We start from the raw sequence: 11172 nt of genomic DNA on the forward strand, positions 1-11172 counted from the left end.
ATCGCCTGCTTGACCTGCGGCAATGCCAGCGAGGCCCGGTGGCTTTCGGCGCTATCCCAGCTTTCCCAGATCCAGATGCCATCCGCGTCGGCCGCATCGCGGGCGATAACATAGCTGCTATTGCCCGGCATTGCCGTGCTGCCGGCGCTCAACGCGGCGATCAGCGCCTCGCGCTGGCCCGCCACGGCCTTCAATTTCCCCACACGTCCATACATTGGCTTGGCTCCCAGGCTGGCCGCCATGCCCGGCCCGGCGATCAGGCCAGCGCCAGCGGCAATTAGCGTGTCGCGTCTGTTGAACATTGCGCGATATGCACATGCCCGGTTGTTTCAGGCAAGCGCGCCGCCGCCAATTTGCCGCAAATCCAGCTTATCCCGGCAACATGACCGATACACTGACCATTAAGCGCGTCGAAACCAGCGCCGACCGCAAGGCTTTTGTCGAGCTGGTCTGGCGGCTGTATGCCAATGATCCGCATTGGGTGCCGCCGCTGAAAAGCGAAGTGCACGGCCTGATCGGCGGGCTGAAAACCAATCCCTGGTTTGAACATGCGCGCGCCGAGTTCTGGCTGGCGATGCGCGGCGGCGTGGTGGTGGGCCGGATTTCGGCGCAGGTTGATCAACTGGTCCTCAAGCATATGGGCGCCGGCACCGGCCATTGGGGCATGTTTGAATGCATCGATGACCAAGCCGTGGCCGATGCGCTGCTGGACACCGCCGAAACCTGGCTGCGCGCGCAGGGCATGACCCGCGCGCAAGGCCCGTTCAGCCTGTCGATCTGGGACGAACCGGGCCTGCTGGTGCAGGGCTTTGATGGGCCGCCCACCGTGATGATGGGGCATCATTTGCCTTATTACGAACGGCTGATCACCGCGCGCGGCTATGGCGGCATCAAGGATCTGCATTGCTGGTCGCTGCCGATTGCGCAGCCGTTCCCGGAAATTGTGCAGCGCATTGTCGCCTTTTCGGAACGCAACGCCCGGCTGGTGACGCGCCCGGTCGACAAACGCAATTTCGCCAGCGAAGCGGCGCTGATCCTCGATATCCTCAACGATGCCTGGTCAACCAACTGGGGCTATGTGCCGCTCACGCCGCTGGAAATCGCCTATGTCGGCAAGAAGCTGAAGCCGATCATTTTCAACGATCTGGTGCGCATTGCCGAGTATGACGGCGAAGCGGTCGGATTTTTGATCACCCTGCCCGACGTCAATGAGCTGACGCGCGATCTGAATGGCAATTTGTTTCCGTTCGGCTGGGCAAAGCTGCTGTGGCGGCTGCGCAAACCGCAAGTGCGGCGCGTCCGCGTGCCCTTGATGGGCATCCGCAAATCGCTGCAGGGCCACCGCGTGGCCAGCCTGATGGCCTTCCAGATGATCGAATATATCCGCCGGGTCGTGGTGCCGGATTTCGGCGCGACCGAAGGCGAGATCGGCTGGATCCTCGACGACAACGGCCCGATGCGTTCAATCGCCGATGCCATCGAAAGCCACGTTACCCGCACCTACCGCGTGTACGAAACCGCGTTGTAAAAACAAAAAGGGAGCGGTTGCCCGCTCCCTTTTCAGCCCGCGATTGCTGGCCGCGTCACTTGGCCGGCTTGGCCGGTATCAGCTTGATGCCGCGATAGGTTGGCGGCGTGTTGCCGCGCTGCACCAGCATCAACACCGTGTCGCGGCCGGCCTTGCGTTCGGCTTCGACGGCGGCAGCGGCTTCGGCCGGGCTGGTCACTGGCTTCTGGCCGATCTTCACGATCACGTCACCGCGCTGCAAGCCCTTTGTGGCGGCATCCGAAGATGGACTGATCCCGGCCACCACAACACCCTGCACCTTTTCATCCAGGCGCAGCTGCTGGCGCAGCACCGGCGTCAGCGGCTGCAAGGTGATGCCAAGGCTGGCCTTGGCGGCTTCGATACCCGGCACCTTAACGTCGTCGGCGGCGGGTGTTTCATCCTCTTCGGTGGGCAGGCCGGCGCGGGCATTCACGACGCTTTCGGCCGGGCGCTGGGCGATGGTTGCCGTCACGGTCAGCCGCTTGCCATCGCGCAACAGCACAATCGGCACGGTGGTGTTGATCGGCGTGGTTGCCACCAGATAGGACAGGCTGTTGTCATAATCGACCTCGCGGCCGCTGACACTCAGCAGCACGTCACCCTGGCGGATACCAGCGCGCGCCGCCGGGCCATTGGGTTCGACATTGGCAACAATCTCGCCCTTGTCCTTTGGCAGGCCCAGACCATCGGCGATATCGGGGGACAGGCGCTGAATGGCGACCCCCATATAGCCGCGCTTGACGCCGCCGCTCGCCTTGAGCTGCTCGACAACCGGCTTGGCAAGCTCGGCCGGGATGGCAAAGCCCAAGCCGACATTGCCGCCGGTGGGCGAGAAGATCGCCGTGTTGATGCCGATGACATTGCCGTTCAGATCAAAGAGGGGCCCGCCGCTGTTGCCTTGATTGATCGAAGCATCGGTCTGGATATAGCGGTCATACTGGCCGGACCCGATGTCGCGGTGCAAGGCCGACACGATGCCGGCGGTGACAGTACCGCCGAGGCCAAAGGGGTTGCCGATGGCAATCGCCCATTCGCCGACGCGGATCTGCTCGCTGTTGCCGAACTGCACATAGGGCAGGCCGGTGGCTTCGATTTTCAGCACGGCAAGATCGGTCAGCGGGTCGCGGCCGACCACCCGCGCCTTGTATTCACGCCGATCCGACAGGGTGACGGTGATCGATTCGACCGGCTGGTCGCGGCCCTGGCCCGCCGAAATCACGTGATTGTTAGTGACGATATAACCATCGGCGGCAATGATGAACCCCGAACCAAGGCTGGTGGCTTCGCGCGTTACCGGCTCGCCGCCGTCCTGCTGCTCCTGGAAACGGCGGAACAGCTCCTCGAGCGGATTGCCGCCCGGCTGGCCCGGCCCGCGGCGCATGCGGCCGACTTCAACCTTCTGCGTGGTGGAGACATTGACAACCGACGGCGCAAGCCGCGCGGTCAGATCGGCAAAGCTGCGCGGGGCGCCGCCGGGCGGCATGATCGCCACGGCCGGGGCAACAGCGTTTTGCGCAGGCGCAACGGCCACTGTTGGGGCCGGCACTTGCGCAACTGCCATTGCCGCGATGCCAGTGGCCAGCACGGCGAGGGGAACCAGGTGACGAAACGGCTTGGACGACATTGGTTTCTTTCTGCGGAACGAGTGACAATCGGGCGAATTTCAGCTTATGCGAACCACACGACTAACCGTGCATGAACAGCGATCAGCGGTTGCTGCGCCGGCCTTCGAATTCGCGCAGGAATTCGTTGTTCGGGCCAAGCACAACGGTGCCGGTGCCATCATCAAATGTGGTGCGATAGGCCTGCATCGCCCGGTAAAAGGCATAGAATTCAGGGTCCTTGCCAAAGCTGTCCGCGTAAATGCGGGCCGATTGGGCGTCGGCTTCGGCTTGCACAAGCTGCGCCTGCTTGTTGCCTTGCGCCCGGATCGTGGCGGCTTCCTGCTGGCGGGCAGACGCCATGCGCGCATACGCCGCTTCGAGTGGCGGGCCAGACGGCAGATCGGCGCGCTTGATGCGCACATCAATGATTTCGGCGCCATATTGCTTGGCCTGGCGGTTCACGGTGTTCTGGATTTCATCCATCAATTCACCGCGTTCCGGGCTGAGCAGAGCCGCAAACGGTTGCTTGCCCAGCTCGTTGCGCAGCTTTGATGCCAGAATGCGCTTAAGCGCATCCGCCGCGTTCTGCTCGCTGCCCACGGTCTGCACCATGCGCAGCGGATCAACAATGCGGAAACGCGCGAACGCATCCACCACCAGCCGCAGCTGATCGGTAGACAGCACCGTCTGCGCGTCCATATCGAGATCAAGGATGCGCTTGTCGATGAACTTCACGTCCTCGATGAACGGCACCTTCATGGTCAGGCCGGCGCCGGTCTCACCCAGCTTCGCCTTGGGATCATAGGCGTTGACGATACGCGCCGGCTTGCCAAGCCGCAGCACCACGGCCTGCTTGGTTTCGGGTACGGTATAAAAGCTGCCCATGGCAAGGATCACCAGGGCAAAGCCCAGCGCGGCCAGGATGGCAGGATTGCGAGTCAGCGTGTTCATCGGGTCATCCTCAACGCTGGCCGGCGGCGTCGCTCGCCGGCGCGGCCGCTGCGCCGGTGGTTGCAGCGGGGGCAGCAGCAGCACGGCGGCGCACTTCGGGCAATGGCAGATAAGGCGTCACGCCTGGCACATCGATGATGGTTTTTTCCACCTTGGCCAAAACTTTTTCCATCGTTTCCAGATACATGCGCTTGCGGGTCACTTCAGGGGCCAGCTTGTATTGCGCATAAACGGCATCAAAGCCGGCTGCATCGCCTTGGGCGCGCGCCACCAGTGCCTGCGCATAAGTGCGGGCGCGGTTGAGATATTGCTGGGCGTCCTGCTGCGCCGCCGAAACGTCCTTGAAGGCACCATCGATGGCGGCGGGCGGGTCCGCCTGCTTGATGTCAACGCCGCGCACATCAACGCCCGACCGGTAGGAATCGAGCAGTTCCTGCATGCGTTCGCGCACTTGTTCGGCAATCTGGGCGCGCTGCGGGCCAAGTGCATCGTTCAGGGTTGCGCGCGAAATTTCAGCGCGCATGGCGCTTTCGGCAACCTCACGCACGGTCTTTTCGGGGTCCGACAGTTCGTACAGGTAGGATTCCGGACCCTTGATCTTCCACCGCACCGTGTAAGCGAGGTTGATGATATTCTGGTCGCCCGTCAGCATCAGATTTTCGCTGGCGCCTTCGCTCGATGAAATGTCGATGATGTTGATCTGCTCGACCTTGCGCAGTTCGACAGCGTCAATCGGCCAAGGCAGTTTCAGGTGCATGCCGGGCCCGGTGGTTTCGACATAGGCGCCAAAACGCTGCACCACGGCGCGTTCCTGCGCGTCCACCCGGTAAAACGCCGTCAAGATCAGCCACGCGGCCACCAGACCGCCGCCAGCCCACAGTGTCCAGCGGGCGTTGCTCAGGTCCAGGCCACCGCCAAAATTGCCGCCGCCCCCGCCGCCACCGCCGAACTGGCTGCGCAGCCGTTCCTGGCTGCGACGGATCAGATCATCAAAATCGCTGTTGCCGCGATTTGGCGGCTTGCTGCCCATCGGGCGGCGCGGCGGGCCTTCGCCCCACGGATTGGCAGGCCGGTCCGGCTGGCGGCGGCCGGGCGATGATGGCGGGGTGCCGGGTTGCGGCCCATTCCCGTCACCAGCCGGGTCGTTGCTGCCGTCATCATTATTGTTCTGCCAAGGCATAGGATGCTGTTTCCAGAGCTTATCACCAAATCAAGACCTCTATATACGGAGCGAAACCCGGGATTGCGAGGGCATGCGGCACCGCTGCAGTGATTGTTGACGGCGACACTGGTGGCCGCGCCATTTTATCAAGGAAAGCACACGCCAATGGCCCTGAAAGACCAAGTTGCAGCCGCCCTTGCGGCGGTGCCCGATCCGGATGGCGGCAGCCTGATCACGTCCGGCCGCGCCGCCGGCATTGTCGTCAAGGATGATGGCCAGGCCGGGCTGGTGCTGGCCGTCGATGGCCTGGACCGCACCGCCGCTGAGCGCCTGCAGGCCGCTGCCGAAGCGGCCGTGAAACGTGTCGCCGGCGTGACCAGCGTGCGCATCATCCTGACAGCGGACCGCAGCGCCGCGCCGGCCGCAACCGCAACCGGGGCAAGGCCAGCCGCATCAACCGTGCCCGGCATCCGCAAGCTGGTGGCGGTGGCCAGCGGCAAGGGCGGGGTCGGCAAATCCACGGTTGCCGCCAATCTGGCCTTTGCACTCGCCCGCGCCGGCCAGGCCGTGGGCCTGCTCGATGCCGATATCTACGGCCCATCCGTGCCGACCATGCTGGGCATCACCGGCCGGGCGCGGGTGGAGAATGACCGCCTGCAGCCCGAAACCCGCCACGGCATCAAGGCGCTTTCGATGGGCATGATGACCGATCCGAACAAGGCCATCGTCTGGCGCGGGCCGATGGCATCATCGGCGCTGGTGCAGATGGTTGAGCAATGCGATTGGGGCGCGCTGGACATATTGGTCATCGATATGCCGCCCGGCACCGGCGATGTGCAGCTGACCCTGGCGCAAAAGCTCAAGCCCGATGGATCGTTGATCGTGTCCACCCCGCAGGATCTGGCGCTGATCGATGCCCGCCGCGCCGTGGCGATGTTTGGCGAAGTGGGTGTGCGCGTGCTCGGCGTGGTGGAAAACATGGCCGGCTATTCCTGCCCGGCCTGCGGCCACGTGTCGGATCCCTTTGGCCACGGCGGGGCGGAGCGTGAGGCCGCCGCGATGGGCGTGCCGTTCCTGGGCCGCATCCCGCTGCAGATGGACGTGCGCGCCGCCGCGGATGCCGGCCAGCCGATCAGCGGCGACACCGCGGCGATCTTTGACGAGATCGCGCGCGGCGTGATGATCACTGTCGGGCTGTAAGCGATGCCGCTCACCGCCGATGCCGATATCGCCCAGCTGCTGGCGGCCACAAGCACCATCGCGCTGGTCGGCGCCAGCGACCGGCCCGACCGCGCTGCATACGGCGTGATGGGCATGCTGATCGCCCAAGGCTACCACGTCATCCCGGTCAATCCCGCGCTCGCCGGGCAGAGCATCCATGGCCAGACAGTGGTGGCGGCCCTGGCCGACATCGCCGGGCCCATCGAAATGGTCGATGTGTTCCGCCGCAGCGAATTTGTTTCGGGCGTGGTGGACGACGCCATCGCCGTGGGCGCGAAATCGGTGTGGACACAATTGGGCGTGATCGACCACGCCGCCGCCGCCCGTGCCGAAGCCGCCGGGCTGCTGGTGGTGATGGACCGCTGCCCGAAGATCGAGATCAGGCGGTTGGGGCTCAAGAAGCAGTAAAGCGGCCTCCGGCGGGCAGGGCGAATGCCTGCACCCCCCCGTTTTTTCAGCGAAATTTGATGGCTTGATCCGGGCTGTGGGCGGGCGCACGGTGGCAGGATCAATCGGGGGAACATCCATGCGCACCGCCATCATCGCCGCTCTGTTGCTCGCCAGCCCGGCCACTGCCGAAACCATCGCCATCAAGGCCGGGCGCGTCATCACCGATGCCGCCAAACCGGCGCTCGGCCCCAGCACGATCATCGTGACCGATGGCCGCATCACGGCAATCAACCCAGCCAGCGCCGCCATCCCGGCCGGCGCCCGAGTGATCGACCAGTCGGCGCGCACGCTCAGCCCCGGCCTGATCGACAGCCACGTGCATCTGACCGGCGATCCCGGCACCCCGTTCTGGCGCGACGCGGTCGACAATCCCGAACTGGCGGTCGCCTATGGCCTGAAAAATGCCCGCATCACCGCGCGCGCCGGCTTCACCACGGTGCGCGATCTCGGCAGCTCGCGGCTGTCGGGCTTTGCCGTGCGCGATGCCATCAACAGCGGCATGTTCCCCGGCCCGCGCATCCTTGCGGCCGGGACGGCGCTTTCGATTGTTGGCGGCCACGGCGATGTGTCGGGCTTCAATCAACTGGTCAACGATGCGCTCGATCAGGGCAACACCTGCACCGGCGCCGCCGAATGCGCGGCGCGGGTGCGCGAAGCCAGCCAGCGCGGCGCCGACGTCATCAAGTTCACCGCCACCGGCGGCGTGCTTAGCCAGCAAGGCCGCGGGCTGGACCAGCATTTCAGCGATGAAGAAATGCGTGCCATCGTCGTGACAGCGCACAGCCTGGGCCTGAAAGTCGCCGCCCACGCCCACGGCCCACGCGGCATCGAAGCCGCCGCCCGCGCCGGAGTGGATTCGATCGAGCACGGCAGCTTCACCGATGAAGCCGGCGCCAAGGCGCTGGCTGCAACGGGCGGCTGGCTGGTGCCCACCCTGATGCCCTTCCGCCACACCGGCGAACAATTGGGCAAGAACGTCTATACCCCCGTCGTGGAAACCAAGGTGCGCGCCATCCTGCAACGCCGCGGCAAGCAGATCATCGCCGCCCGCGCTGCCGGCGCCCGCATCGCCTTCGGCACCGATGCCGGCGTGTTCGAACACGGCCGCAACGGCGAGGAAGCCAGCGACATGGTGGAATTCGGCGGGATGACGCCCCGCGACGTGTTGATCAGCGCCACCACCGGCGCCGCCGAACTGCTCGGCCTGTCGAGCGAGATCGGCACGCTGGAGCCGGGCAAAGCCGCCGACATCATCGCCACCGATGGCGACCCGGTGGCGGATGTGAAACAACTGGCGCAGGTGAAATGGGTTATGACGCGCGGCAAGGTGATCGACTGAGCTGTTTTTTAGGAAGCAGTGCCTCCGGCAGGCAGGGCCTGAGACCCTGCACCCACTTGTTTTCTGGTGTGCTGATGGGTGAAGTGTTGCTTGCGACCCAGCCCCGGTCGTTCGCGCTATCATCGCCGAATGTTCGCTTATCGCAGAAGCCGCCATTCGCCCGAAGCAGAATGCTCAACTCCCCCTGTCGAGCGACGATGTCGCGGCTCCCATTACCAGCATGCGCGCGCGCTATGGTGCGCAGGTACGGCAATTCGAGAGCGAGGAAGCGCCGCGGTGTCATACCAAGGAAACGATTGGAATCACGAATAAAGTGCGAGTTGTCGTGATAACCGGGCGGCGCCACGCTGAAATCAGGTTTGCCGCAGTCCACCGCCATCGCCGTCAGCGCGCGCAGAAATCGCGTTCGCATCAACAGTATCTTTGGCGGAAACCCGAAATATTGTTTGGTGAGGCGCAGCAAGAGGCGATTGTCGATGCCGACCTGCGCCGCCGCGCCCGATAAATCATTCGTCTCCGGATCGGTGAGCAGCGCAAGAATGCGCGCGAGCATCGCCTCCTGTGCGTGAGCCGGCGGCAAGCGTTCAAGGAAAAACGCGTCGAGGATGAATTTGAGATCGGTGCCGCGCTCGGACTCCACGACGCGCGCGATCAGATCTTCGCTCCACCCGGCGGGCACCAGTTCGGCAAGCGGCGTGATGCGATCGCGCAGGCTTTCTGCCGACGGCGCGAACAACCTGGCCCATGCCAGGGGCGCAATATCGATGGCGATGCTGCGGCCGCCGTACGTCGTGAGCGGCATCCCCCGGCTGGTGACGCCGATCAGCGATGCCGTACCGACGCGCGCATAACGCCGGCTACCGATCGAAACGTCGAACAGGTCGGCGGTCAATCCGATCCAGATGCGGGCCCAGTTCGGCAGCATCCAGTTTTTGGAGTTCGGATACAGGTCCGAGTCCGAATCAAATACCGTGTAGCTCGACAGGACCGGGCGCAAGACGTCGGCGACGCGCTCGATACGGAGCCCGCCACCGGGGCCAACGTTAAAGTCTGCGGCGCATACGCCGGGCGCGTGACTGCCGCTTTCGATCAGTAACTGCCTTGCCGTCATAAATATCTTGTCCAAGGAACGTTACCACCCAGCTTGACCATATGGCGGCGTGATGGCGCGACCCTCGTTGATGTCGCATGCGGCTGTTTTTGTAAGGAAATGCGTTAGGTCGAACGGTCGACCCGGGAGTAGCACGTCTTATGGTTAATCTGCGGGCAAGATAATTGTCGTGCCGTATGCCAACCTCTGGGGAGCAAAGCTGATGTCCATGTCGATCGCAATTTCCAGCCGCAAGCGTTTTTCGGTCGAAAGGCCGGTATTGTCCTGCCGCGCCATGCTGGCGGCGGCTGCCCTTGCCTTCGGGATTTCGGCCGCCGAACCGGCCCAAGCGATAACATATGAATATGTGGGCAATACCCTCACGCGCCTCGGGGTTCAAAGCTTGGGACCGGTAACAATATATTATACAGATGATGATCTTGGCGAGTATTGGGAAATTTACGGCACTGTCGGAAAAATGTACGAAGGCTTCAGTTCCAGTAATGTATTAGGCTATGAAACTCAGAAATTTGAACTAAATAAAGATTTATTCGGAAACATAACATCCTGGGACATCAATCTGTCTGTAATTTCCAAATCTGAATACTATGCTGTTTTTGAGAGCAGCAACACGGCTGGCGATTATAGTGGATGGGCTTATCTGGGAGGCGAACCTTGCGAGGAAAGTGGATTTGCAGACATATGTGAATTTTTTGGTGAAAGGGTGTCCGGATATTCTCCAAGCCCAGGCTCATGGACCCCAACATTCGCAGTACCAGACCCTTCCAATTGGAAACTGACGTCCGACGGCGTCCCGCTTCTCGCCGACCAAGGGGGTTACACACTGGACCTTGGAAATGTCGCGCCAGATGGGTTTGTGACGGCTTCGTTCACCTTGACCAATCTCAACCCCTTTGTGGAAGGGCAAACATTGTCCGGCGCATTCCTGCCGCCCGGGAGCGTTCGTAACGGAGGCGTCTTCTTCAGTGGCTTCGAAGAAGGATTCGACCTCGCGGGTGGGGAGTCAGCGACCTTCACGGTCGGCTTCGAACCCCTGAATCCCGAATATTTCGGGCCATACTTTGGCAATGCCACGGTCGTAACCGCGCAGAGCGTTTTCGGGCGCACGGTCTCGCCGGAAGTCTTTACCCCCCTCTTCCTGCGGGCAAACGTCATCGAAACCGCCGCAGTGCCTGAACCCGCTAGCTGGGCGATGCTGATCGCCGGCTTCGGCCTGACCGGCGCTGCGATGCGCCGCCGCCGGGTCGCTGTCGTCAGCGCCTGAACTGACCAAGGGTGTCGACGAAAGGGGGCGGCCGGCAACGGCTGCCCCCTTTTTCTTGCCGGAATGATACGCTTCATACCAAGGCCCGCACTCCGGCGGGGAGCCGGTCATCGAAAGGTAAAACCCGAAACTTCGCGCTCCTGGCGCCGTGCAGTCAGGGCGATGACGCTCAAGCATAAGCGCAAATGTCGGGTGTTGGCGGAAACTGACGTTTAGCGATCCCGCCAGGAATGGCGGCTATGTCCCAAAATCGGTCGTTGCATGTTGTAGCCTGGAGCGGTGGCTTTCCACCCCAAAGCCGCCATCAAGCGCTGGCCAAAAACAAACGGGTGCAGGGTCCGCGACCCTGCCCGCCGGAGGCCTCTTCTTGCTGTCCTACATCCAGCCAGATGCACTAAACTGCCGCAGCGGCCAATCGCGGCCAGTTGACGCCCCGGAACAGCCTCTCGCGTACAAGGACAAACAGTAACCTTTGTAACCTACAGGCCGGTCGCCATCTGATTGCAGCGGGCGATTGCAGC

General features: G+C 63.1%; 10 protein-coding genes. 5 read left to right on the forward strand and 5 right to left on the reverse strand.

Going from position 1 to position 11172, the window contains the following annotated elements; translation table 11 throughout:
* Window positions 1-302: putative quinol monooxygenase (locus ABWP50_RS07685; RefSeq protein ID WP_353217411.1), on the reverse strand; the 302-nt coding region annotated here is incomplete at its 3' end.
* A gap of 80 nt (window positions 303-382) precedes the next feature.
* Between ABWP50_RS07685 and ABWP50_RS07690 the strand changes: the two genes are divergently transcribed.
* A complete protein-coding gene (locus tag ABWP50_RS07690; protein ID WP_353217412.1) occupies window positions 383-1528 on the forward strand; it encodes an N-acetyltransferase in 1146 nt (381 codons plus the stop codon).
* Window positions 1529-1583: 55 nt separating this feature from the next.
* Here ABWP50_RS07690 and ABWP50_RS07695 read toward each other — a convergent pair whose 3' ends face one another.
* The 3 genes from ABWP50_RS07695 to hflK all read right to left on the reverse strand — a co-directional run bounded on the left by ABWP50_RS07695 (window position 1584) and on the right by hflK (window position 5284).
* On the reverse strand, window positions 1584-3173 hold the full coding sequence (locus tag ABWP50_RS07695) for a Do family serine endopeptidase (protein ID WP_353217413.1): 1590 nt from the start codon (window positions 3171-3173) through the stop codon (window positions 1584-1586).
* A gap of 82 nt (window positions 3174-3255) precedes the next feature.
* Window positions 3256-4104 (reverse strand): protease modulator HflC, encoded by an 849-nt coding sequence (gene hflC / locus ABWP50_RS07700; protein ID WP_353217414.1) that lies wholly within the window; start codon window positions 4102-4104, stop codon window positions 3256-3258.
* Between the two features lie 10 nt (window positions 4105-4114).
* Window positions 4115-5284, reverse strand: coding sequence for an FtsH protease activity modulator HflK (gene hflK, locus ABWP50_RS07705; RefSeq protein ID WP_353217415.1), 1170 nt, complete (start codon window positions 5282-5284; stop codon window positions 4115-4117).
* 147 nt (window positions 5285-5431) lie between these two features.
* Between hflK and ABWP50_RS07710 the strand changes: the two genes are divergently transcribed.
* The 3 genes from ABWP50_RS07710 (at window position 5432) to ABWP50_RS07720 (ending at window position 8276) form a co-directional block, all read left to right on the forward strand.
* The gene (locus ABWP50_RS07710) at window positions 5432-6466 is read left to right on the forward strand and encodes an Mrp/NBP35 family ATP-binding protein (protein ID WP_353217416.1); all 1035 of its coding nucleotides are present in this window, start codon (window positions 5432-5434) and stop codon (window positions 6464-6466) included.
* Window positions 6467-6469: 3 nt separating this feature from the next.
* The gene (locus ABWP50_RS07715) at window positions 6470-6895 is read left to right on the forward strand and encodes a CoA-binding protein (RefSeq protein WP_353217417.1); all 426 of its coding nucleotides are present in this window, start codon (window positions 6470-6472) and stop codon (window positions 6893-6895) included.
* A gap of 118 nt (window positions 6896-7013) precedes the next feature.
* Window positions 7014-8276 (forward strand): metal-dependent hydrolase family protein, encoded by a 1263-nt coding sequence (locus ABWP50_RS07720; protein WP_353217418.1) that lies wholly within the window; start codon window positions 7014-7016, stop codon window positions 8274-8276.
* Here the strand turns inward: ABWP50_RS07720 and ABWP50_RS07725 are convergent.
* Window positions 8248-9402, reverse strand: a complete 1155-nt coding sequence (locus ABWP50_RS07725) for a helix-turn-helix domain-containing protein (RefSeq protein WP_353217419.1) — start codon at window positions 9400-9402, stop codon at window positions 8248-8250. The genes ABWP50_RS07720 and ABWP50_RS07725 overlap by 29 nt on opposite strands.
* A gap of 187 nt (window positions 9403-9589) precedes the next feature.
* Here ABWP50_RS07725 and ABWP50_RS13600 point away from each other — a divergent pair, with 187 nt between their 5' ends.
* Complete coding sequence (locus ABWP50_RS13600; RefSeq protein ID WP_502951008.1) at window positions 9590-10651, forward strand: PEPxxWA-CTERM sorting domain-containing protein; 1062 nt, start codon at window positions 9590-9592, stop codon at window positions 10649-10651.
* Window positions 10652-11172: the final 521 nt, after the last annotated feature.

The sequence above is a fragment of the Sandarakinorhabdus sp. genome, from assembly GCF_040398645.1.
Taxonomy (GTDB): domain Bacteria; phylum Pseudomonadota; class Alphaproteobacteria; order Sphingomonadales; family Sphingomonadaceae; genus Sandarakinorhabdus.

What these genes read in the sequence shown, in the direction of transcription:
- hflC (WP_353217414.1), bottom strand. Translation starts at nt 4,104, where the DNA reads ATGAACACGCTGACTCGCAATCCTGCCATCCTGGCCGCGCTGGGCTTT.
- ABWP50_RS07695 (WP_353217413.1), bottom strand. Translation starts at nt 3,173, where the DNA reads ATGTCGTCCAAGCCGTTTCGTCACCTGGTTCCCCTCGCCGTGCTGGCC.
- ABWP50_RS13600 (WP_502951008.1), top strand. Translation starts at nt 9,590, where the DNA reads ATGTCCATGTCGATCGCAATTTCCAGCCGCAAGCGTTTTTCGGTCGAA.
- ABWP50_RS07690 (WP_353217412.1), top strand. Translation starts at nt 383, where the DNA reads ATGACCGATACACTGACCATTAAGCGCGTCGAAACCAGCGCCGACCGC.
- ABWP50_RS07720 (WP_353217418.1), top strand. Translation starts at nt 7,014, where the DNA reads ATGCGCACCGCCATCATCGCCGCTCTGTTGCTCGCCAGCCCGGCCACT.
- ABWP50_RS07715 (WP_353217417.1), top strand. Translation starts at nt 6,470, where the DNA reads ATGCCGCTCACCGCCGATGCCGATATCGCCCAGCTGCTGGCGGCCACA.
- ABWP50_RS07710 (WP_353217416.1), top strand. Translation starts at nt 5,432, where the DNA reads ATGGCCCTGAAAGACCAAGTTGCAGCCGCCCTTGCGGCGGTGCCCGAT.
- hflK (WP_353217415.1), bottom strand. Translation starts at nt 5,284, where the DNA reads ATGCCTTGGCAGAACAATAATGATGACGGCAGCAACGACCCGGCTGGT.